The following is a 20,738-nucleotide window of genomic DNA, read 5'->3' as shown; positions in this document are numbered from 1 at the left end:
GAGGTGCACCTTTCCCGGCGTCCCGGGCGTCAAACCGGGCGGCGCCGATCCCGGCGACCCCCTCGACGACCACCCCAGCAGGTCGGCGTCCCTGATCAGCCGGGCCGACGGTCCGCCGGGCAGGCGCAGCAACGGGCGGCCGCCGCCGGTCAGCGTGACGGCGTCGGGGCCCACCACGAAGGTGAGGCCGCCGGCCGTGACCCGGCCGGGGGCGCGCACGACCGTTCCGCACCGGCCGAGGTGGGGGTGCGGGGCGGCCAGCAGCCGGTCGCCCGCGACCGAGAGCACCCAGGGCAGGCTGAGCGCGCCCGCCCAGGGCGAGCCCGGCGGCGCGGCGTCCCCGTGTTCGCGCAGCCAGGACAGCACGCAGCGGCGTCCGGCGGCGTCCCGGAACGCCGTGGTGGCGTACATCGGGGCGCCGTGGCTGAACCGGCCCCAGGTGCGGGCGGTGAACCGCCGTCCGTCGTAGTCGCCGAGCGCGTAGGCCACGCCCTGCCCGGCGCCGTCGTGCAGCACCGACACCAGCAGCACCCAGGTGCCGTCGAGCGGGAAGAGCTGCGGGCACTCCCACAGGGAGCCGGGTGGCGCGCCGCCGTCCTGGCGCGCCACGATCCCGTCGTGGCGCCAGGTCCGCAGGTCCGCCGAGCGGTACTGCACCACGGCGGCGGCGCCGTCGCTCAGGCGGGCGCCGAGCACCATGCGCCATCCGTCGGCGGCCCGCCACACCGACGGGTCGCGCATCTCGGCCACGGCGGGCGGCGGCCCGGCGATGACGGGCGCGACGGGGTCACGCCGCCAGGTCCGCAGGTCGGCGGCGCCCCGGGCGCGTACGACCTGCGCCAGGGCCGGGTCCCCGCCGGCGGGGACCCGGGTGTAGAACAGCGCGGGCGCGGCCCCGGCCGGCAGGACCACGGAGCCGGACCAGCAGCCCGTCTCCGCCGCCACCGGGGCCAGGGCGACCGGCTGTTCGGTCCAGCGGATCAGGTCGGCCGAGGTGGCGTGTCCCCAGTGGATCTCCGGGCGCCAGCGCGTCGCGGCCGGGTTGTGCTGGAAGAACACGTGGTAGCGGCCGTCGGCGTGGACCACGCCGTGCGGGTCGTTGAGCCAGCCGGCCGACGGCGTGAAGTGCCGGCGGGGGCGGGGCCGGGCGGTGTCGTCCACCCACCCTGCCTACCACCCCGGGGGCCTCGTTCCCGGGGATGAGCGGCGGCCCGTTCCCGCGACCGATGCCCGCCCGCCCCGCGCTGCCTAGGATCGCAGCGTGCGCATTGCCCGGGACCGGATCGGGGATCACGCCGCCGCGGCGGCGCTGGCCCTGATCCTGGCGATCCTCGTGCTGATCACTCCGGACGGTCCGGTCACCGCCGCGGGCCGGGTCGTCGCGCTCACCTGCGCGCTGGTGCAGGGCGCCATGGTGGCGGCCGTCCGGACCCGGCCCGAGGCGGCCATGGCGGTCGCCGTCGTGAGCGGCGCCGGGCTGGAGGCGCTGGCCCCGGGCACCGGCTGGCTGGGCCAGTCCGCCGCCGTGCTGGCCGGCTACGCCCGGGTACGCAGCCCGCGCCGCTCGCTGGGGGTGCTGGCGGCGCTGGTCGCGGCGACGCCGTGGAAGCTGGTCACCGGCGACTGGCGCACCATGCTGCTCGCCGCGGCCGGGCCCGCGCTGGGCTGGACGCTGGGCGAGCTGGGCCGCACCCGCGCGCTGCGGCGCTCGGACCTGCGCCGGCGCATCGTGACGCAGGAACGCGACCGGATCGCCCGGGAGCTGCACGACGTGCTGGCCCACACGGTGGCGGTCATCGTCGTGCAGGCCACGGCGGCCGAGGACGCCTTCGACCGCCGGCCCGAGCTGGCCCGCCAGGCGCTGGGCGCCATCGCGGCGGCGGCCCGGTCCACGCTGGCCGAGCTGCGGGTCCTGCTGCAGACCACCAGCGCGGACGACCCCGGTTCGGGCGGGCCGCAGCCGGGGCTGGCCCAGCTCGGCGCGCTCGCCGCGGCGCTGGGCGCCACCGGGCTGCGGGTGGAGGTGCGCACCGAGCTGCGCGAGCTGCCGGCGGCGGTCGACCGGTCGGCGTACCGGATCGTCCAGGAGTCGCTGACCAACACGCTGCGCCACAGCCAGGCGACGCGCGCGGTGGTGACCGTGCGGTGCGAGCCGGACGCGCTGCGGCTGGCGGTCCGCGACGACGGCCCGGCCCGGTCCGTCGGCCGGGTGACCGGGTCGGACCACCGCGGCATCGTCGGCATGCGGGAACGCGCGCAGCTGCTGGGCGGCACCCTGCGGGCCGGCCCGCTGCCCGGCGGCGGCTTCGAGGTCCGCGCCGACCTGCCGTTGGCGCGGGCGGCATGACGCCGATCCGGGTGCTGATCGCCGACGACCAGGAGCTGGTCCGGGCCGGCTTCGCGATGATCATCGACGGCCGCGACGGTCTCGCGGTGGTCGGCGAGGCCGGCGACGGGCTGCAGGCCGTCGCGCTGGCCGCCCGGGTCCGGCCGGACGTGATCCTCATGGACGTCCGGATGCCCCGGATGGACGGCATCGAGGCCGCCCGCCGGCTCGCCGGCTCCGGCCATCCGGCCCGGATCATCATGCTGACCACCTTCGACCTGGACGAGCCGGTGTTCGCCGCGCTGCGCGCGGGCGCCAGCGGCTTCCTGCTCAAGGACATCCGGCCCGACGAGCTGATCGGCGCGATCCGGGTGGTGGCCGGCGGGGAGGCGCTGCTGGCCCCCACGGTGACCCGGCGGCTGCTCGACCGGTTCGCCCACGAGCTGCCCGGCGGCGCGCCGCCGCCGAGCCTGGCGGCGCTCAGCGAGCGGGAGGTCGAGGTGCTCACGCTGGTCGCGCGGGCGCTGTCCAACGACGAGATCGCCGAGCGGCTGACCCTGAGCCGGGCGACGGTCAAGACGCACCTGTCGGCCATCCTGTCCAAACTGGGGCTGCGCGACCGGGTCCAGGCGGCGGTGCTCGCGTACGAGGTGGGGCTGGTCCGGCCGGGCGGCACTGCGCCCCGGGGCTGAGCCGGGAACCGCTCCGCGGACCGATGTGCGGGCCGGCCGGCGTCGGCAGTCTCGACGCATGATGAATCTGCTGTTGGCGGCGCTGACCGCCGTACCCCTGGCCCTGGGCGCGCCCGCTGCCCCACCCGGCGCTCCCGTGATCGGCTGCGCCGCGCTGTCCCGCGTGGACCTGCCCGGCGTGCGGATCGCCTCGGCCGGCCCGGCCACCATCCGCGGCAACGAGTTCTGCGTGGTGCGGGGCCACTTCGCGCCGGGCACCTCCTTCACGCTCAAGCTGCCCACCGGCGGCTGGACCGGCCAGTACGTGCAACAGGGCTGCTCCGGCCTGTGCGGCAGCGTGCCCGAGCTGGACGTCCCGCCCGTCGGTTACGGCTGCGCGCCGGCCCTGGCCGGCAAGCTGGCCCTGGCCGCGTCCGACAGCGGCCACCGCGGCGCCGACACCGAGCCGGCCACCTGGGGCGCCGATCCGCGCCTGCGGGTCGAGTTCGGACTGACCTCGGAGCACAAGCTCGCCGGCGTCGCGACCGCCGTCCTGCGCGCCTACTACGGCGCCGAGCCCACCCACCGCTACTTCGACGGCTGCTCGACCGGCGGCCGGCAGGGGCTCATGCTGGCCCAGCGCTACCCGGCGGACTTCGACGGCATCCTGGCCGGGGCGCCGGCGAGCAACCCGGCCGTGCTCTCCGGCCTGCTCAACCCCTGGCTGGTCCGCAGCAACACCGGCGCGGACGGTACGCAGGTCCTCACCAGCGAGAAGCTGCCGGCCCTGCACGCGGCGGTCGCCGGGGCCTGCGGCGAGGTGATCGAGGACCCACGGCGGTGCGGCTTCCGGCCGGACTCGCTGCGCTGCCCGCCGGGCGTGGACCGCCCGGGCTGCCTGACCGGCGCCCAGGTCGCCGCCGTGACGGCGTTCTACCGCGGCCCCACCGACCGGGCCGGGCGCAGCCTCTCCAACGGCGGCGTGCCGTACGGCTCGGAGCTGACCTGGACCTGGTTCACCGGTCCGGCGGGCACCCGGCCCGACGGCACCGACGCGGCCACGATCGCGCTGAACTACCTGCGCTATCTGGCCTACCCGGTCAACCCGCCGGCCACGTACAGCCTGGCCGACGTGCGCTTCGACCGGGCCGCCCGCGACCGGCTGGCCGTGGTCGGCGACGCGCTCTACCGGGCGGAGGACCCCGACCTCGGCGCGTTCCGGGCCCGCGGCGGCAAACTGATCATGTACCACGGCTGGGCGGACGGCGTGATCCCGCCGTGGTCCACGATCGACTACTACCGCGCGGTGGAGCGCCGGGCCGGCGGCTTCGCCCGGGCGCAGGCGTTCTCCCGGCTCTACCTCATCCCGGCCGGCTACCACTGCCTGTTCGGTCCGGACGTGCGCCGGGTGACCGAGATCGGCGTCCCTGAGCTGCTGACCCCGCTGCTGGACTGGGTGGAGAACGGGGTGGCGCCGGGAGAGATCGGCGTGCCGACGGTGACCGCGCAGCCGGAGCCGGAGCTGGTGCGCTACCTGACGGTGACGCCGTTCGACGCGCTGGCGCCGGTGCGGGCGGCCCCCGGCGGCCTCAACAGCCACGACGACCACGTCGGGCGCTACTGACCGGAACTCGTACGCAACTGCGTTCTTGTTCCCGCTGATCGCCCGCACCACGATCGGTACCGGCCGGTGCTCCGCCAAGAGCCGGCCAGGGACGAGGCAGGTCAGATGAACGCAGCAACCAGGCCGGTGGTGCCCCCGGATCCCACCGGCGCCGCCACGCCGGTCGAGTTCGCGGGCCGGCTGCGCGCCCTGATGGACACGCGCCGCCGCTCCCTGGACAGCGTGGCCCGGCGCAGCAAGGACGCCGGGACACCGATCTCCCGGGCCACCGTGCACAACCTGGTCACCGCGGCCAGCACACCCCGGCAGGAGACCCTGGTGGGGTTCCTGCGGGGCTGCGGGGTGCCGCCGCGCGAGCAGATCCGCTGGCTCATCACGTTCCAGCGGGTCTACGCCGACGGCCCGGTCAGCCCGCGGCCCCGTCAGCCCGCGGACCGGCGCGGTCGCTGAGGCCCGTACGGTCCGGGTGCCCGGCGGCGGTCGCCGGCACGGCCCCGCGGCCCGCGGTGCGGGCCAGGGTGATCCGGTCGATCTCGGTGTACGGCTTCCGGCTGCCCGGCAGCGCGTCGGCCAGGCTGCGCACGGTGAGCGTGGTCCGCGCGCCGCGCGCGGCCGGCACGACGTCGACGGCGATGAACGCATAGTCGTCGTAGCGCACCTGGGACCAGTCGGCCACCTCCGGGATCCGCGAGCCCGCGCGGTGTCCGGCCGGCTTGATCTCGCTGTCCGCGGTCGACCACACGTAGCTGTTGACGATGTTCTCGGTGTTGTTCTCGGCCGCGTTCGGGCCGCCGGGCGGCCGGTAGCCGCGGTAGCGCTGGCCCGCGGGCAGGGCCTGCGGACCGGCCGGGGTGATCCCCGGCGGCGCCGGCGCGGTGGCGGAGGGCGCGGCCCGGAACGGGTAGCGCGCCCGCCCGCCGGAGCCCACGCACAGGTACGTGACGCCGTCCTTGGCCGGGAAGATGGTGGCCCCGTCGGGCGCGGCCTTGGTCCGCCGGCCGTACCGGATCGGGTCGGTGCGCTCGAGCAGGTGGTTGTGCCCCTGCACGACCAGGTCGACCTGGTAGCGGCTGAACAGCGGGTCGAGCGCGTCGCGGACCCCGCCGTCGGAGGCGTGGTTCTGCGTGGTCGAGTACGCGCAGTGGTGCAGGAACGCCACCACGAAGTCGATCTCCTTGGCCCGCTCCCCCTCGGTGCGCCACTCCCGCAGCGTCCGCTTGAGCCAGCTCAGCTGGGCCCCGCCGGAGTAGCCGGTGTTGGTCTGCAGCTCGGCGGACAGGTCGTTGGCGTCGATCGAGATGACGCCGACGTTGCCGTAGACGAACCGGTAGACCGACGGGCACGTCCGCGGGCCGTTGGCCGGGAAGTCGAGCCGGTCCACCAGGCCGCCGTAGCCGTGGGTGGGGCTGTCACCGAGGAACCGGGTGTCGCCGTACAGGGGTTCCATGTCGTGGTTGCCGGTGGCGAACATCCACGGCACCCGGGAGGCCAGCGGCTCGATCTGGTTGAGGAAGACGTCCCACACGTACGGGTTGTAGAGGTTGCGGCCGGGCGGCGCCGTGCGGGTGAGCGCGGTCGTGTCGTCGGCGGGCAGGCCGGAGCCGGACGGGTTGGCGTAGCAGATGTCGCCGGCCAGCAGCGTGAACACGGGCCGCTGGGTGGCCATGAGCAGGGTCTGGGTCAGCGCGGGACGCCGGTCGGTGCCGTGCTCGCCGGCGACCGGGTCGTCCGCCAGGTACGCGTTGTCGTCGAAGACCCCCGCCGGCCAGGTGCCGCCGGCCGCGACGACGGAGTCCGGGTCGTGGCCCCAGGCGTACCGCGGGTCGGTCGGCGCGGTGTTGGTGCCGACGTCGGCGAAGGCGGTGAAGGTGAACGGGGCGGGCACCCCGGCGTCGCGGGCCGCCGCGGTGGTGAAGTGCGCGTCACCGCTGACCGTGCCGTCGGAGAGCCGGATCCGGTAGTGGTACACCGTGCCGGGGCGCAACCCGTCGACGGTGGCCTTGAGGTAGAACTGGCTGCCGATCGGGCCGCCGGGGATCGCGTACCGGCCGACCAGGTGCCGGATCTCCGCCTCCACCCGGGTGCCGTATTCCCGCGGCGCGGAACCGACGTCGACGAAGGCCCGCAGCTTGCGCGGCAGGCTGCCGGTCCGGCTGACCAGCTGGGCCGTCACGGCCATCGCCGGGCGCAGCTCGCCGTCGGTGTGCGGCACGAACGACAGGTGCCGGCCCGACACCACCACGCCGGCCCGGCCGGCCCGGCCACCGCCGGCGGCGAAGGCGGCGTCGGCCAGCTGGAACTGGGCGTACGCGGCGCCCCCGGCGCCGGCCATGACGGCCTTGAGCATGGAACGGCGGCTGACCCGCTGCCGGGCGAGCGCCCGCGCGTTGCCGTCGCTGCACTCGTCGATGGTGATCGGGCGACCGCCCGTCGAAGATGTCACGCCGGACATCCTGTAACGCCCCGCGGCCCGGCGAGCGGTACACGCCGGACAGACACCCGAAAAGGGCACCTTTCACCCCGGCGGAAGCCCGAGCAGCGCCGCCGCCCGCCGCCGGCGCCCGGCGTCGCCGAGGATCTCGGTCGAGTCCGTGAGCTGGTCGATCGTGCCCGGCACGGTCGGCACCGGCCCGCCCCGGCGCCCGCCGAAGCCCTCGACCAGGGCCACCACCGGCGGGTCGGTAATCGCCGCGGTCAGCGCCACGGTCAACCGCTCGGCGCCCGGCACCCGGATGTCCCGGCCGTGGAAGGCCCGCGGCGCCGGGTCCACGGGTGCGGCCAACCCCAGCTCGTTGGTCGCGGCGATGAGCACGCCGGCCGCCGTGACCAGCGCGTCCTCGCGGTCGCGCCAGTCCGCCGCCGCGGCCGCCGCGGCCAGCGCCGGGCCCGCCGTCGCGGCCAGGTCCAGGCGGGCGAACCCGCTGCCCAGCCATTTCGGGTACGGCGCCCAGCGGCGTTCGACGAGAAACGCCAGCCGGACCAGCTCCCGGACCAGCCGGACCGCCACGAGCCGGGAGCCGAGGTCGTCACCCGCCCCGCCGGCCCGGCCCACGAACGCCTCCTCCTGGGCCACCCGCAGCCAGCCGGCCGCCAGCGCGTAGCGCCACACGTCGCCGGGATACCAGCGCAGTGCCGCCCGGCGGCGCGCCAGCTCACCCGCCGGGTCGTGGAACACCGCCCCGGCGGTCAGAGTCGCCAGCGTCTGCGTCGGCGTCAGCAGCCAGTCGGCCAGGCCCATCCCGGCGGCCGGGTCCACGCCCAACCGGCGCGCGAAGAACGCGCCGGGGGTCGTCACCTCGACCTGGTGGCAGGGCCCGCCGTCGCGGTCGGCGGCCGCGAACACCGTTGGATGTCCCTCGAAGGTGGCGGGCAGGCCGGCCAGCGACGGCGGCGCCACGCCGGCGGGCAGGAACACCTGCACGCGCGGGCCGAAGTCGTGGTCGGTCGAGACGTCGTCGTCGAAGCCGAGTACCTCGGAGCCCGCGCCCAGCAGGGCGGCGGCGTGCGGCCGCCCGCCCAGCAGCGGACGGACGGCCTGGGTGTAGAAACGCCTGCTCAGCGCGATACCGGACACGGCTCCAGCGGGCCGCACCGGGCAACCGGTTTCAGTACCGGCAGCGCAGCACCACCATGGTGTGCCCCTCGACGTCGCGCTCCCCGCCCGCCTTGACCGTGCGGCGCCGGGCGGCCAGCAGCGGGTCGGCCGTGTCGACCACGGTCTCCCAGGTGCGGCCGTACGAGCGCGGCGGCAGGGTGAACGCCACCGCGTCGGCCAGCGGGTTGAAAAGCACCAGGAACGAGTCGTCGCGGATGTCCTCGCCCAGCTCGTCGCGTTCGGGGATGCCGTGGCCGTTGAGGAACACGGTCATCGTCATGCCGGAGCGGGTGTTCCAGTCCTGCTCGGTCATCGGCTCGCCGTCGCGGCGCAGCCAGGCGATGTCGGGCACCTTGGAGTCCGCGGCCGGCTCGCCGGTGAAGAAGCGGCGGCGGCGGAAGATCGGGTGGTCGGCGCGCAGCTTCGTCAGCGAGGCGGTGAAGCGGGTCTGCACGTCGTGCATCCGCGCGTCTTGCCAGTCGACCCAGCTCAGCTCGCTGTCCTGGGCGTACACGTTGTTGTTGCCGTGCTGGGTGCGGCCGAGCTCGTCGCCGTGGGCGATCATCGGCACGCCCTGCGACAGCAGCAGCGTGGCCAGGAAGTTGCGCTTCTGCCGCTCCCGCAGCTTGACGATCTCCGGGTCCTCGGTCGGGCCCTCGACGCCGCAGTTCCAGGACCGGTTGTGGCTCTCGCCGTCGCGGTTGTCCTCGCCGTTGGCGTCGTTGTGCTTGTCGTTGTACGAGACCAGGTCGTTGAGGGTGAACCCGTCGTGCGCGGTCACGAAGTTGATCGAGGCGATGGGGCGCCGGCCGTCGATCTCGTAGAGGTCGGACGAGCCGGTGAAGCGGGAGGCGAACTCGCCCAGGCTGGCCGGCTCACCGCGCCAGAAGTCGCGGACCGTGTCGCGGTACTTGCCGTTCCACTCGGTCCACAGCGGCGGGAACCCGCCGACCTGGTAGCCGCCGTCGCCGACGTCCCAGGGCTCGGCGATGAGCTTGACCTGGCTGACGATCGGGTCCTGGTTGACCAGGTCGAAGAACGCGGCCAGCCGGTTCACCTCGTGGAATTCCCGGGCCAGGGCCGAGGCGAGGTCGAAGCGGAAGCCGTCGACGTGCATCTCGGTGACCCAGTACCGCAGCGAGTCCATGATCAGCCGCAGCGACTCGTGGTGGCGTACGTTGAGGCTGTTGCCGGTGCCCGTGGTGTCGTAGTAGTACTGCTTGTCGTCGTCGACCAGCCGGTAGTACGCCGGGTTATCGATGCCGCGGAACGACAGCGTCGGCCCGAGGTGGTTGCCCTCGGCGGTGTGGTTGTAGACCACGTCGAGGATGACCTCGATGCCGGCGGCGTGCAGGGCCTTGACCATCGACTTGAACTCCTGCACCTGACCGCCGTGCCCGCCGAAGGACGCGTAGTCGTTGTGCGGGGCGAAGAAGCCGATGGTGTTGTAGCCCCAGTAGTTGCGCAGCCCGCGGTCGGTCAGCGTGCTGTCGTGCACGAACTGGTGCACCGGCATCAGCTCGACGGCGGTGACCCCGAGCTGCTTGAAGTGCTTGATCATCGTCGGGTGGGCCAGGCCGGAGTAGGTGCCCCGGACGTCCTCGGGGATGCCCGGGTGGCGCTGGGTCATGCCCTTGACGTGCGCCTCGTAGATCACCGTCTGGTGGAACGGGATGCGCAGCGGCCGGTCGTTGGCCCAGTCGAAGAACGGGTTGATCACCACCGAGCGCTGCGCGTACGGCGCGGAGTCGGCGTCGTTGACCTGGCCCGGATTGTCGAAGTGGTACGAGAACAGCGCGTTGTTCCACTCGTTGTGCCCGTCGATCGCCTTGGCGTACGGGTCGAGCAGCAGCTTCGCCGGGTTGCAGCGCAGCCCGGTCGACGGGTCGTACGGGCCGTGCACGCGGTAGCCGTACCGCTGCCCCGGCACCACCCGCGGCAGGTAGCCGTGCCACACCAGGGCCTCGCGCTCGGGCAGGTCGACGCGGGTCTCGGTGCCGTCGTCGTCGAACAGGCACAACTCGACCCGGTCGGCGACCTCGGAGAAGAGCGCGAAGTTGGTGCCCCCGCCGTCGTACGTGGCCCCCAGCGGGTACGGCGATCCGGGCCAGATCTTCATGTCTCTCCTCATCACGAACGGACGCTGCGCGCTGTGCTTCCCACTCTGCCGCCCCCCGAACCCTGCCCGGCCTGCGGGGCCCGACACACCGGCGTCCCCCGGGCTCAGGGCCCGGGGGACGCCGCGAAGCGGGGATCAGCGGCGGTTGCGGCCGCCGGTCTCGTCGTCGAACTCGATCTGCTCCTTGCGGACCTCGCCGGAGACGCGCTCGGTGTCGGTGACGGTCTCCTTGCCCAGGCGCACCCGCTCCACCGGCACCGCCTCGGTGTCGACCACCGGGCGCTCGGCGTGCAGCGTGACCTCGTGCTCCTCCTCGGAGATGTCCGGGCCGTCGAGGGCCGCGCCGCGGTTGGCGTCGGTGATCGGCTCCCGCTCCAGGCGTACCTCTTCGCGGCTGACCGGCACGCTGACCTGCTCCTGCTCGGTCACGACGTACTTGCGCAGCCGGGCCCGGCCGGCCTCCTCGGTGCGGGTGTCGGTGACCAGGCGCTCCTCGGAGCGGGTCATGGCGTCGTCGGTGTTGCGCCCGGACACGTCGCCCCGGTCGTCGGTGGTGTCGTACGCGGTGCCGGTGGTGGACTGCCGGCCCGTGGTCGTGGTGGTGTCGGTGTACCCGTCGCGGTCCCGGTCGAGGTTGCCGCCGGTCGAGGAGAGGCCGTAGTAGCGGTACAGCTCGTCCTCCTCGGCGGGGCTGAGCCGGCCGTCGGGGTCGATCCGCGGGGCGTCCTTCACCTGGTCCTTGCTGAACGCCACGACGATCCGGTCACCCTCGAGGGTGGCGCGGTCCAGCGGCACGAAGGACTGCTTGGTGCCGAACAGGCCCGTCTTGACCGAGACCCACTCCGGGTCGCCGGTCTGCGCGTCCAGGTAGACGTCCGCGGCGGAGCCGATCTTGGTGCCGTCGGTCTCGTAGACGTCGGCGCCGATGAGCTTCTGGGTGTCATGCTGGGTGAGCATCATTGTCCTTTCCGGAGGGTCGAACTGTTGCCGCCCAGGCGTCGAAGTCCCTGCTCAACGCGGTGGGCGAACATCTCTACGACGCTAGAGGTGCCCGGCCGTTTACCGCATAAACAGGCGATCTCCCATCCTTTCCAGAAAGGTTCCGCGCGTTATTGATCGCCATTTCTGGGTAATGCGGCGCGCCCGCCCCGGCGCCGGGCGGGCAGCAGCAGGGCGATCCGGTCGAGCAGCGTCTCGAGGGCCTCCTCGAAGTCCGCCCCGGCGTGGTCCTGCGACAGGGTCGGCTCCAGCCGCCGCAGGATCGGGTACGCGTCAAGGTCGCCGGCCGGGGCCACGTCCGGCTCCTCCACCGGCCCGGTCTCCACGCCCAGCGCGGAGACCTCCAGCAGCAGGTGGCCGAGCAGGAAACTGCTGAACGCGCGGTAGACCGCGGCGGCGTGCTCGTCGGAGAACCCGGCGGCCGTCAGCACCGCCAGCAGCGACTCGATGCCCCGCAGGCTGCGCAGCGGCGGCCGGACCCAGGGCGCCGCGGCGGGCCGGGTCGCCACCAGCGGGAAGACCTCGGGGTGGGTCAGCGCGATCCGCCGCAGCCCGTGCGCCAGCCGCTGCAGGTAGTCCACCCAGCCCGCCGGCGCCTCCAGCAGCACGTCGGGGTCGCGGTAGAGCGCGTCGACCACCGACTCCACCACCGCGTCGAGCAGCGCCTCCCGGCCCGGCAGGTAGCGGTACAGCGCCATCCCCTCGACCCCGAGGTACGCGCCGAGCCGCCGCATGGTCAGCTCCCGCAGCCCCCGCTCGTCGATGAACCGGACGGCGGCCGCCACGATCCGGCTCTCGTCCAGCCCGGTGCGTGCGGCCTCGGCGTCGTCCCGCATGGCTCCTCCGGCCTGTGCGTCGTCCAGCGCGGCGCCATGAAGTGTGTCACGTGGCCCGGCGCGGCCGGCGCCGATGTCGGACCCGGGCGGTACAAAGGATCCGATGCCCCCGCTCAGCCACCGCCGCCGCCTGCTCGTGCTGACCATCTGCTGCCTGAGCCTGTTCATCGTCGCGCTGGACGCGACGATCGTGAACATCGCCCTGCCCTCGCTGCGGGCCGATCTGGACGCGTCGGTCGCCCAGCTGCAGTGGGTGCTGGACGCGTACACGCTGGTGCTGGCCAGCCTGCTCATCCTGTCCGGGGCCACGGCCGACCGGGTGGGCCGGCGGCGCACCTTCCAGGCCGGGCTGGCCCTGTTCACCGCCGGGTCGCTGTTGTGCAGCGTCGCGCCCGGGCTGGGCTGGCTGGTGGCGTTCCGGATGATGCAGGCCGTCGGCGGCTCCATGCTCAACCCCGTCGCCATGTCGATCATCACGAACACGTTCACCGAGCCGCGCGAGCGGGCCCGGGCGATCGGCGTGTGGGGCGGCGTGGTCGGGCTCAGCATGGCGCTGGGGCCGGTGCTCGGCGGGGTGCTGGTGGCCGGGCTGGGCTGGCGGTCCATCTTCTGGATCAACGTGCCGATCGGCGTGGCGGCGTTCGCGCTCGCCGCGCGCTACGTGCCCGAGTCGCGCGCCGAGCACCCGCGCCGGCCCGACCCGGTGGGGCAGGTGCTGGTGCTGCTGGTGCTCGCCGCGGTCACGTACGGGATCATCGAGGGCCCGGGCGCCGGCTGGGGCTCGGCGTCGATCGTGGGCTGCTTCGGGCTGGGCGCGGCGGCCCTGGCCGCGCTGGTGGCGTACGAGTCACGCCGCGCCGATCCGCTGCTGGATCCCCGCTTCTTCCGCAGCGTGCCGTTCTCCGGGGCGACCGTCATCGCGGTCTGCGCCTTCGGCGCGCTGGCCGGCTTCCTGTTGCTCAACTCGCTGTACCTGCAGGAGGTCCGCGGCCTGTCCGCCCTGCACGCGGGGCTCTACACGCTGCCGATGGCCGCGCTCACCGCGGTCGTGGCGCCGCTGTCGGGCCGCATCGTCGCGGCCCGCGGCCCCCGGCTGCCGCTGGTGCTGGCCGGCGCGGCCATGGCGGTGGCGATGCTGCCGCTGACCCGGGTGACCGCGGACACCCCGGTCTGGCTGCTGTTCACCGCGTACGCGACGTTCGGGTTCGGCTTCGGCATGGTCAACACCCCGATCACCAACACCGCGGTCTCCGGGATGCCGCGGGCCCAGGCCGGCGTGGCCGCGGCGATCGCGTCGACCAGCCGCCAGGTCGGCACCGCGCTCGGCGTCGCCGTCGTGGGCGCCGCGGTGGCGTCCGGCCTGAGCGGGCCGGCGGCCGCGCACTTCGCCGCGGCCAGCCGCACCGGCTGGTGGATCGTCTGCGGCTGCGGCCTGGCCGTGCTCGCCCTGGGCCTGGCCACCACCGGCCGCCGCGCCCGCACCACGGCCGCGCCCGTCGAGGCGATCGCGTGACGACCCCGGCCGAGCTGCTGGACATCCGCCGGATCTACGTCGAGCCGGAGGCCGCCGCCCTGCCGCGGGGCCGGGAGATCCTGGCCCGCTTCCCCGACGCGCAGCGGGTCGAGGTGGACAGCCACCACCGCATCCCGGAGCTGTACGGCGACGAGACCAACGTCGACCGCTGGGTCCGGATCAAGCGCGAGGCGCTCGTGCTGGGGATCAAGAAGTCCCTGGCCGCCCGCCCGAACGGCCGCTCGGCCGACTTCATCGCCCCGTCGACCGCGAACGGCTGCGCGATGGCCTGCGCCTACTGCTACGTGCCGCGGCGCAAGGGCTACAGCAACCCGATCACCGTGTTCGCCAACATCGACAAGATCCAGGGGTACGTGCAGCGCCACGTCGCCCGCCAGGGGGTCAAGTCGGCGCCGAACGAGTGCGACCCGCTGGCCTGGGTGTACGACATCGGCGAGAACTCCGACTGCTCGCTGGACGCCCGGATCAGCGACAACGTCCGCGACCTGGTCGAGCTGTTCCGCTGGCTGCCCACCGCCAAGGCCAGCTTCGCCACCAAGCACGTCAACCGCGACCTGCTGGGCTGGGACCCGCAGGGCCGCACCCGGATCCGCTTCTCGCTGATGCCGGCCGGCGACGCCAAGCTGCTCGACATCCGCACCAGCCCGGTCGCCGCGCGGATCGCCGCCATCGACGACTTCGTGGCGGCCGGCTATGAGGTGCACGTCAACTTCAGCCCGGTGGTGGTCCGCGACGGCTGGCTCGAGGACTGGGCCGTCCTGCTGGAGCAGCTCGACGCCGGCATCGGGCCGGCGGCCCGGGCCCAGCTGGCCGCCGAGGTCATCTTCCTGACCCACAACCGGGACCTGCACCAGGTCAACCTGGGCTGGCATCCGCGGGCCGAGGAGCTGCTCTGGCGCCCCGAGCTGCAGCAGGTGAAGCGGTCGGAGAACGGCGCGCTCAACGTGCGCTACCGCACCGGCGACAAAGGACGGTACGTCGCCGCCCTCACCGACCTGATCACCGCCCGCATCCCGTATTGTCGGATCCGCTATGCCTTCTGAGGTGCCCGGCGTGGTCGGGACGTTCGACCAGGCGGCCGCGAGCTACGACAGCGTGGGCGTCGACTTCTTCACGCCGATGGGGTCCGAGCTGGTGCGCCGCGCGGCGGTCCGGCCCGGCGAGCACGTCCTGGACGTCGGCTGTGGGCGCGGCGCGGTGCTGCTCAGCGCCGCGGCCGCCGCCGGGCCGACCGGCCGGGTCGTCGGGATCGACCTGGCGCCGGCCATGGTGGAGCTCACCCGGGCGGCGACCGCGTCGCTGCCGGGCGTGTCGGTGCGCGTGGGCGACGCCGGGGCGCCCGATTTCCCGCCGGGTTCGTTCGACGTGGTCACGGCCGGCCTGGTGTTGTTCTTCCTGCCGGATCTCCCGGCCGCCCTGGCGGCGTACCGGCGGCTGCTGCGGCCGGGCGGGCGGCTGGCGTTCAGCTCGTTCGTCGCGTTCGACCCCCGGTACGAGCGCGCGATGAAGGCGCTGGCCGCGCACACCGGGACGCCCCGGCGGGATCCGGCGCCCGGCGTGTTCGGCTCCGAGGAGTCGCTGCGGGCGGCCCTGGGCGCCTTCTCCGCCGTCCGGGTCACCGAGTTCACCCAGGTGAGCCGCTTCGCCGACGTCGGGCACTGGCTGACCTGGGTGGCGTCGCACGGCGGTCGCGCCGTCGTCGCCAAGGTTCCCCCGGACCGGCTGGCCGCCGCGACCGCCGACGCCGCGGCCGAGCTGGCCGCCGCCCGGGCCGACGACGGCGCCATCCACCTCACCACCACCATCCGCGTCGTGGTGGCCGACCGCTGACGCTCCGGCGCGCCGCCGGCTCCGCCCGATTCCCGCCCCGTCACCCCTTGACAGGACCCGACTGAGCAGTACGCTAAACCCATCGGTTGATAAGCCGATCAGTTGATAATCCAGGTGGTTGAGCATGACGACGGTCGACCCGATCAGCGGCGTCTTCGCCGCCCTCGCCGATCCGACCCGACGGGCGATCCTCGCCCGGCTGGCCCGCGGCGAGGCCACGGTCAACGAGCTCGCGGCCCCGTTCCCGATCAGCATGCAGGCGATCTCCAAGCACCTGAACGTGCTGGAACGCGCCGGCCTGATCGCCCGGACCCGCGAGGCCCAGTGGCGGCGCTGCCGGATCGAGCCGGCGCCGCTGCGCGAGGTCGCGGGCTGGGTGGAGCAGTACCGGCGGCTCTGGGAGGAGCGCTACGACACGCTCGGCGGATACCTGGACGACCTGCAGAAGGAGCAGCCATGAGCACCATCAGCGTCAGCACCCCCAGCCCCACCGAACTGGTCATGAGCCGCACGTTCGACGCGCCCCGGGACCTGGTCTTCGCCGCGCACACCCAGGCCGAGCACTTGCGCCACTGGTGGGGCCGGGGCAACCCGCTGGACGTGACGATCGACTTCCGGGTCGGCGGCAAGTGGCGGTTCGTGGAGACGGCCGACGGCCAGGAACACGCCTTCCGCGGCGAGTTCCGGGAGATCTCGGCGCCCGAGACGTTCACCTGGACCTTCGAGTACGAGCCGATGGCCGGGCACGTGCTGGTGGAGCGGTACGTCTTCACCGAGGAGAACGGCCGGACCACGGTGACCGGGATGAGCACGTTCAGCTCGCAGGAGGACCGCGACGGCATGCTGGAGTCCGGCATGGAGGCGGGCGCGAACCAGAGCTACGAGGCGCTGGACGCGTACCTGCGCAAGCTGGGCTGAACCAGGCACACGAAAAGGGCCGCCCGGTGGGCGGCCCTTTCTCGTCAGCTTCGCGCTCAGGCGACCAGCGTCGGGATCCTCTCGAACAGCTGCGTCGTGAACGTCACCATCTCATGCAACATCCAGTTCCCCGAGAACAGAATCGCCGCACCCACCCCCACCGCCTTGGGCACGAACGACAACGTCGCCTCCTGGATCTGGGTCACCGACTGGAACAACGAGATCGCGAACCCGATCAGCAACGCCGTCAACAACACCGGCGCACACATCTTCGCCGCGATCGTCATGGCCTGCAGCCCCAGCTCAACAATCTGCGTGTCCGTCATGCCAACCCCATCGGGACACCGCCGCAGCCGGGGAGCGCAGATCGGGGGCGCCCGGGTTGCCGTTCGGTTCGGGCCCGGCGAATCCTCAAGTCCGGCCTTCGGCGACCCCGCACACACCCTCTAAGGCGTCCTAGGATGATGGGTTCAGGGCTAGACGCCGGACGGGAAGGTCTCCAGCTCGCGGCTGTCGAGCGTCGCCGGGTGCAGGGGGCGGACCGCCCGGGTCTCGTCGAACCACAGGAAGGCGTCGTAGCGCTCGCCCAGCACCGTCGGGACGTAGTTGGCCCCGCGCTCACGCTCCGGGCGGTACACCACGCCGATGGCCCGGTGGGCCAGCTCGTCGGTCAGCAGCGGCGGGCCGTACCGGGCCGGGAAGACCAGCTGGGCCCGCGCCGGGGCGGTCGCGTGCAGCACGTCCTCCAGCGAGTCCGGGCGGGCCGGCGGCACCGGCAGGGCCCGCCCCGGCGCGCCCCAGGAGTCGCCGGCCAGCACCGTGCCGCGGTGCGTGCCGAAGCCGACCAGCACCACCCGGTCCCGGCCGTGGCGGTCGCGGGCCAGCTCCCCCAGGGTGTTCTCGCCGTGCCGCGACTGCTCGGTGGCCCGGGCGTCGCCGACGTGGGTGTTGTGCGCCCACACCACCGCCTTCGCGCCCGCGCCGTAGTGCTCCAGCAGCCGGTCCAGGGTGTCGTCCATGTGCCGGTCGCGGACGTTCCACGAGCGGGGGCCGCCGTGCACCATCGCCCGGTAGTAGTGCTCCGCGCCGGCCACCACCGCCGCGTTCTGCCAGGCGGCGAACTCGCCGGCCTGGCGTACGGCCCGCTCGCGCAGCCGCACGAGCAGGTCCACGACCTCGTTCTCGCAGCTCGCCGCGACGAAGCGGGTGGCCCAGGCGTACGACTGGGGGTCCTCGGCGAACGGCTCGAAGCACCGGTACGCGGCCAGCGCGGCCGGCACCTGGTCGGGGTCGTGCTCCCGCAGGTGCCCGAGGACCTCGCGCAGCGACTCCCACAGCGAGTACACGTCCAGCCCGTGGAAGCCCACCGGCCGTTCCCGCCCCAGGTTGTACGCCCGCAGCCAGGCGCAGAAGTCAGCGACCTCCTCGTTGGCCCACATCCACGCCGGCCACCGGTCGTGCCCCAGCAGCGCCTCCCGAGGTGGGCCGGCCGCACCGGCCGGGTCCCGCACCGCCCGGTCCACCCGGGCGCAGTCCGGCCAGTCCCCCTCCACCGCGACGAACGAGAAGCCGTGCTCCTCGATGAGCCGCCGGGTGAGCGCGGCCCGCCAGGTGAAGAACTCGTGGGTGCCGTGACTGGCCTCGCCCACCAGGACCACCCGGGCCGGGCCGGCCCGTTCGACCAGCCGGTCCAGATCACCGGCATCGCGCAGCGCGGTCGCCAGCGCCGCCACCTCGTCGCCGTAGCGTGCCATGCGGCGCGGCCTACCCGGGGCCCGCGCCGTTCATACGTCTGACCGTTCCGGCCTGTCCGGGAGGGTGGCCGAACCGTTTCGTGGCCGCCCTGGACGGCGCGCGGCGGCCGGAGGATCCGGAGCTGCGCGCCGCCCTGGGCGGCTCCATCCGCGGGGCCGCCGACGAGGTCATGACGTCCTCCCCGGCGGGGGCCCGCTGGGACCGCGACGGCCTACGACGCCGAGCAGGTGATCGCCGGGGTCGGCGCCGGGCCGGAGCCGACGAAGCCGAACGTGGTGCTCGCCCCGGCGGCCAGGGCGCCGTTGTGGGCCGCGTTGCGCACCGTCAGCGTCGAGCCCGAGGTGCTCAGCGTCCCGTTCCACAGTGACGCCACCGACGTGCCGGAGGGCATCGTCCACGTCGCCGTCCAGGAGCGGGTGGCCGACGTACCCGTGTTCTTGATCGTGACCTCGCCCTGGAAGCCACCCGACCACGCGCCGGTCTGGGCGTAGGTGGCCGTGCAGGCGCCGGAGGGCACCGGCGGGGTGGAGGTCGACGCGGAGGCCGACGGCGAGGCCGAGCCGGTGGGCTCGGTGCCGCCGCCGTACCGGGCCGCCAGGCTCATGCCGGTGGTGCTGCCCGCGCCGCCCAGCGGAACCTGGTGGTCCAGGCTGACGAACTTGCCCGCGTACTGCCACAGGGCCGGCTTGAGCAGGGCGTACTTCTGCTCGTCCCAGGTCTTCCAGTCGTCGAGCAGCAGGCCGCCGGTGTCGCCGGAGTTGGGGTTGAGCACCCAGAACGTCTGGTGCAGGTGCTTGTCCACGATCAGGTCGCGCAGCGCGGTCATCCAGCGGTCCTGCCGCTCGTCCTGGCCGAGCCGCCCGCCCCACTCGCCCACCAGCAGCGGCGCGGTGCCGCTGTCGTGCACGTAGAGCCAGTTGGGCGTCCACACGTCGGTGGTCAGCGAGGCCTTGGTGAACGGCTTCTGGAACCACGGCTGGTCGTACACCAGCGGACCGTAGTCGTGCGGGGAGTAGACCAGTTGGTCCTGGTCGGCGCCCAGGTTGATCGGGTAGTCCTTGACGCCGCGCAGGTTGCCGCCCCACCACGTGTTGTCGAAGTTGGAGCTCAGGTCCGGGTTGGTGTTCGGCGAGGACCAGGTGGCGCCGGGCTTCGGGTAGACCTGGATGCCCTCGACCAGCACCAGCACCTTGGGGTTGATGGCCAGGATGCGCCGGGCCGCGGTCTGGGCGACGTTCTTCCAGTTGTCCGCGTCGGTGGAGCCGTCCCACTTGGCGCGGGGGGTCTCGTTCTGCGCGCCGTGCGGCTCGTTCTTGAGGTCCATCGCGACCAGCGTGTCGTCGCTCTTGTAGCGCGCGGTCACCCACTCCCACGCCTGGTAGAAGTTCTCGGTGGTGATGGTGCCCTTCCACCAGACCGGGTGGTTGTGGCCCGAGTTGTCGGCCTCGGCGCTGTGCACGTCGAGCAGGACCTTCATGCCGTACTGGCGGCAGAGCGCCAGGAAGGCGTCGAAGACCTGCAGCGTGGTCTTGCCGGTCAGCTCGGGATTGGCGTACGTGTTGACGCCGGAGGGCACGGTGGCCTGGCCGGCCTTCCACTCCAGCAGCAGCTGGGTGGAGATAGGCACCCGGACCAGGTTGATGCCCCGCTGGGCCATCGACCGGGTGACCTCGGTGAGGTTGGCCGACCAGAGTCCGTGGAAGACCCGCTCGCCGGCGTTGAAGCCGAACCAGTTGGTCCCGGTCAGCCAGACCGGGTTGCCGGCCTCGTCGACGATCTGGTTGCCGCTGACGTGCAGCCAGTCCTCGGCCGGGGCGGCCGCCGCGGCCGAGGAGGTGCCGGTGGTGGCGAACCACAGCAGCGGGGCGGCGAGGACGGCCGCCGCGGCTGCGGCGAGACGCCGTTTGGATCGGGTCGAGAACATGCGCGGGTTCCTCCGAAGGGGGACGACGAGGATGTGGGAGCGCTCCCAGGCACAGCATGGAACATCGACCAAGCCAAATCCAGTGTTTCGTGGCAGAAAACCCCGCGTTACAGCTGGGCGCCGCGGAACAGCTCCACTGTGGCCGGGAGCTGGGAGTGCAGCGGGGCCGGCAGGGAACCCGGGCGGAACCAGCCCAGCTCGTCGAACTTGTGCGGCTCGCCGATGGCCACCGCGTCCCGGTCCACCCGGACGGCGAAGACCACGGCCACCCAGTGCGAGGGCGGCTCGGCGCGGACCACGTTGCGCACGCCGAGCATGGTGATCTCGCGGGGCTCGGCCGCGTACTCCTCCCGGACCTCGCGGATGACGGCGGCGTCGAAGGTCTCGCCGAACTCCAGCGCGCCGGCGCCGGTGTCCCAGGCGCCCGGCTCGTCGCGGGCCCCGGCCGAGCGCCGGGCGAGCAGGATGTCGCCGGCGCCGTCGTGACAGATGAAGACGCAGGAGACGCGGGGTTCTCTCGACATGAGGGCTGATTCTGCCCCAGCCGGTTCCGCCCCCGCCGGTGGTCCCGGCCGTCGAAGCGGGTCGCGTCGACGGCCGGGACCGG

18 protein-coding genes and 1 pseudogene are annotated in these 20,738 nt (G+C 73.7%); 9 read left to right on the top strand and 10 right to left on the bottom strand.

What is annotated here, in order from left to right; translation table 11 throughout:
• Positions 1-261: 261 nt before the first annotated feature.
• Positions 262-1,161, bottom strand: a pseudogene (locus Ani05nite_RS40925) (glycoside hydrolase family 32 protein); the annotation flags it as partial.
• A gap of 100 nt (positions 1,162-1,261) precedes the next feature.
• Between Ani05nite_RS40925 and Ani05nite_RS10650 the strand changes: the two are divergent.
• The 4 genes from Ani05nite_RS10650 (at position 1,262) to Ani05nite_RS10635 (ending at position 5,071) form a co-directional block, all read left to right on the top strand.
• Positions 1,262-2,347 (top strand): sensor histidine kinase, encoded by a 1,086-nt coding sequence (locus Ani05nite_RS10650; protein ID WP_203767275.1) that lies wholly within the window; start codon positions 1,262-1,264, stop codon positions 2,345-2,347.
• The gene (locus Ani05nite_RS10645) at positions 2,344-3,018 is read left to right on the top strand and encodes a response regulator (RefSeq protein ID WP_203767274.1); all 675 of its coding nucleotides are present in this window, start codon (positions 2,344-2,346) and stop codon (positions 3,016-3,018) included. The genes Ani05nite_RS10650 and Ani05nite_RS10645 overlap by 4 nt, the downstream gene beginning before the upstream one ends.
• Positions 3,019-3,076: 58 nt before the next feature.
• Positions 3,077-4,621 (top strand): tannase/feruloyl esterase family alpha/beta hydrolase, encoded by a 1,545-nt coding sequence (locus tag Ani05nite_RS10640; protein ID WP_203767273.1) that lies wholly within the window; start codon positions 3,077-3,079, stop codon positions 4,619-4,621.
• Positions 4,622-4,726: 105 nt separating this feature from the next.
• On the top strand, positions 4,727-5,071 hold the full coding sequence (locus tag Ani05nite_RS10635) for a helix-turn-helix domain-containing protein (RefSeq protein ID WP_203767271.1): 345 nt from the start codon (positions 4,727-4,729) through the stop codon (positions 5,069-5,071).
• On the opposite strand, the gene Ani05nite_RS10630 is transcribed toward Ani05nite_RS10635, so the two are convergent.
• From Ani05nite_RS10630 to Ani05nite_RS10610, 5 genes are all read right to left on the bottom strand, one after another.
• Positions 5,028-7,073 carry a purple acid phosphatase family protein gene (locus Ani05nite_RS10630; RefSeq protein WP_203767270.1) on the bottom strand — a complete coding sequence of 682 codons (2,046 nt, stop codon included), beginning with the start codon at positions 7,071-7,073 and terminating at the stop codon, positions 5,028-5,030. The genes Ani05nite_RS10635 and Ani05nite_RS10630 overlap by 44 nt on opposite strands.
• A gap of 63 nt (positions 7,074-7,136) precedes the next feature.
• The gene (locus tag Ani05nite_RS10625; protein WP_203767268.1) at positions 7,137-8,195 is read right to left on the bottom strand and encodes a DUF4037 domain-containing protein; all 1,059 of its coding nucleotides are present in this window, start codon (positions 8,193-8,195) and stop codon (positions 7,137-7,139) included.
• 31 nt (positions 8,196-8,226) lie between these two features.
• Positions 8,227-10,335 (bottom strand): glycogen debranching protein GlgX, encoded by a 2,109-nt coding sequence (gene glgX, locus Ani05nite_RS10620; protein WP_203767265.1) that lies wholly within the window; start codon positions 10,333-10,335, stop codon positions 8,227-8,229.
• Positions 10,336-10,470: 135 nt separating this feature from the next.
• Positions 10,471-11,292 carry a DUF2382 domain-containing protein gene (locus Ani05nite_RS10615; RefSeq protein ID WP_203767262.1) on the bottom strand — a complete coding sequence of 274 codons (822 nt, stop codon included), beginning with the start codon at positions 11,290-11,292 and terminating at the stop codon, positions 10,471-10,473.
• Between the two features lie 152 nt (positions 11,293-11,444).
• Positions 11,445-12,170, bottom strand: coding sequence for a TetR/AcrR family transcriptional regulator C-terminal domain-containing protein (locus tag Ani05nite_RS10610; protein WP_203767260.1), 726 nt, complete (start codon positions 12,168-12,170; stop codon positions 11,445-11,447).
• Between the two features lie 103 nt (positions 12,171-12,273).
• Here Ani05nite_RS10610 and Ani05nite_RS10605 point away from each other — a divergent pair, with 103 nt between their 5' ends.
• The 5 genes from Ani05nite_RS10605 to Ani05nite_RS10585 all read left to right on the top strand — a co-directional run bounded on the left by Ani05nite_RS10605 (position 12,274) and on the right by Ani05nite_RS10585 (position 16,452).
• Positions 12,274-13,683 carry an MFS transporter gene (locus Ani05nite_RS10605; protein ID WP_203767258.1) on the top strand — a complete coding sequence of 470 codons (1,410 nt, stop codon included), beginning with the start codon at positions 12,274-12,276 and terminating at the stop codon, positions 13,681-13,683.
• The gene (locus tag Ani05nite_RS10600; protein WP_203767256.1) at positions 13,680-14,747 is read left to right on the top strand and encodes a spore photoproduct lyase family protein; all 1,068 of its coding nucleotides are present in this window, start codon (positions 13,680-13,682) and stop codon (positions 14,745-14,747) included. The genes Ani05nite_RS10605 and Ani05nite_RS10600 overlap by 4 nt, the downstream gene beginning before the upstream one ends.
• The gene (locus Ani05nite_RS10595) at positions 14,737-15,534 is read left to right on the top strand and encodes a class I SAM-dependent methyltransferase (protein ID WP_203767254.1); all 798 of its coding nucleotides are present in this window, start codon (positions 14,737-14,739) and stop codon (positions 15,532-15,534) included. The genes Ani05nite_RS10600 and Ani05nite_RS10595 overlap by 11 nt, the downstream gene beginning before the upstream one ends.
• A 124-nt stretch (positions 15,535-15,658) precedes the next feature.
• Positions 15,659-15,994 carry an ArsR/SmtB family transcription factor gene (locus Ani05nite_RS10590; RefSeq protein WP_203767252.1) on the top strand — a complete coding sequence of 112 codons (336 nt, stop codon included), beginning with the start codon at positions 15,659-15,661 and terminating at the stop codon, positions 15,992-15,994.
• A complete protein-coding gene (locus Ani05nite_RS10585; protein WP_203767250.1) occupies positions 15,991-16,452 on the top strand; it encodes an SRPBCC family protein in 462 nt (153 codons plus the stop codon). Before Ani05nite_RS10590 ends, Ani05nite_RS10585 begins: the two co-directional genes overlap by 4 nt.
• Positions 16,453-16,508: 56 nt before the next feature.
• Here the strand turns inward: Ani05nite_RS10585 and fliQ are convergent, their stop codons facing one another.
• From fliQ to Ani05nite_RS10565, 4 genes are all read right to left on the bottom strand, one after another.
• Positions 16,509-16,778 carry a flagellar biosynthesis protein FliQ gene (fliQ, locus tag Ani05nite_RS10580; RefSeq protein ID WP_203766748.1) on the bottom strand — a complete coding sequence of 90 codons (270 nt, stop codon included), beginning with the start codon at positions 16,776-16,778 and terminating at the stop codon, positions 16,509-16,511.
• Positions 16,779-16,928: 150 nt separating this feature from the next.
• Positions 16,929-18,206, bottom strand: coding sequence for an erythromycin esterase family protein (locus tag Ani05nite_RS10575; RefSeq protein ID WP_203767248.1), 1,278 nt, complete (start codon positions 18,204-18,206; stop codon positions 16,929-16,931).
• Between the two features lie 212 nt (positions 18,207-18,418).
• On the bottom strand, positions 18,419-20,131 hold the full coding sequence (locus tag Ani05nite_RS10570) for a cellulase family glycosylhydrolase (protein WP_203767246.1): 1,713 nt from the start codon (positions 20,129-20,131) through the stop codon (positions 18,419-18,421).
• Between the two features lie 107 nt (positions 20,132-20,238).
• Positions 20,239-20,655, bottom strand: coding sequence for an NUDIX domain-containing protein (locus tag Ani05nite_RS10565; RefSeq protein ID WP_203767243.1), 417 nt, complete (start codon positions 20,653-20,655; stop codon positions 20,239-20,241).
• Positions 20,656-20,738: the final 83 nt, after the last annotated feature.

Origin of the sequence: Actinoplanes nipponensis (genome assembly GCF_016862275.1) — a bacterium.
Classification (GTDB): Bacteria; Actinomycetota; Actinomycetes; order Mycobacteriales; family Micromonosporaceae; genus Actinoplanes; species Actinoplanes nipponensis.
This window is presented reverse-complemented; position numbering and strand designations above follow the sequence as displayed.

What these genes read in the sequence shown, in the direction of transcription:
- Ani05nite_RS10645 (WP_203767274.1), top strand. Translation starts at nt 2,344, where the DNA reads ATGACGCCGATCCGGGTGCTGATCGCCGACGACCAGGAGCTGGTCCGG.
- Ani05nite_RS10640 (WP_203767273.1), top strand. Translation starts at nt 3,077, where the DNA reads ATGATGAATCTGCTGTTGGCGGCGCTGACCGCCGTACCCCTGGCCCTG.
- Ani05nite_RS10635 (WP_203767271.1), top strand. Translation starts at nt 4,727, where the DNA reads ATGAACGCAGCAACCAGGCCGGTGGTGCCCCCGGATCCCACCGGCGCC.
- Ani05nite_RS10630 (WP_203767270.1), bottom strand. Translation starts at nt 7,073, where the DNA reads ATGTCCGGCGTGACATCTTCGACGGGCGGTCGCCCGATCACCATCGAC.
- glgX (WP_203767265.1), bottom strand. Translation starts at nt 10,335, where the DNA reads ATGAAGATCTGGCCCGGATCGCCGTACCCGCTGGGGGCCACGTACGAC.
- Ani05nite_RS10615 (WP_203767262.1), bottom strand. Translation starts at nt 11,292, where the DNA reads ATGCTCACCCAGCATGACACCCAGAAGCTCATCGGCGCCGACGTCTAC.
- Ani05nite_RS10610 (WP_203767260.1), bottom strand. Translation starts at nt 12,170, where the DNA reads ATGCGGGACGACGCCGAGGCCGCACGCACCGGGCTGGACGAGAGCCGG.
- Ani05nite_RS10605 (WP_203767258.1), top strand. Translation starts at nt 12,274, where the DNA reads ATGCCCCCGCTCAGCCACCGCCGCCGCCTGCTCGTGCTGACCATCTGC.
- Ani05nite_RS10595 (WP_203767254.1), top strand. Translation starts at nt 14,737, where the DNA reads ATGCCTTCTGAGGTGCCCGGCGTGGTCGGGACGTTCGACCAGGCGGCC.
- Ani05nite_RS10590 (WP_203767252.1), top strand. Translation starts at nt 15,659, where the DNA reads ATGACGACGGTCGACCCGATCAGCGGCGTCTTCGCCGCCCTCGCCGAT.
- Ani05nite_RS10585 (WP_203767250.1), top strand. Translation starts at nt 15,991, where the DNA reads ATGAGCACCATCAGCGTCAGCACCCCCAGCCCCACCGAACTGGTCATG.
- fliQ (WP_203766748.1), bottom strand. Translation starts at nt 16,778, where the DNA reads ATGACGGACACGCAGATTGTTGAGCTGGGGCTGCAGGCCATGACGATC.
- Ani05nite_RS10575 (WP_203767248.1), bottom strand. Translation starts at nt 18,206, where the DNA reads ATGGCACGCTACGGCGACGAGGTGGCGGCGCTGGCGACCGCGCTGCGC.
- Ani05nite_RS10570 (WP_203767246.1), bottom strand. Translation starts at nt 20,131, where the DNA reads ATGTTCTCGACCCGATCCAAACGGCGTCTCGCCGCAGCCGCGGCGGCC.
- Ani05nite_RS10565 (WP_203767243.1), bottom strand. Translation starts at nt 20,655, where the DNA reads ATGTCGAGAGAACCCCGCGTCTCCTGCGTCTTCATCTGTCACGACGGC.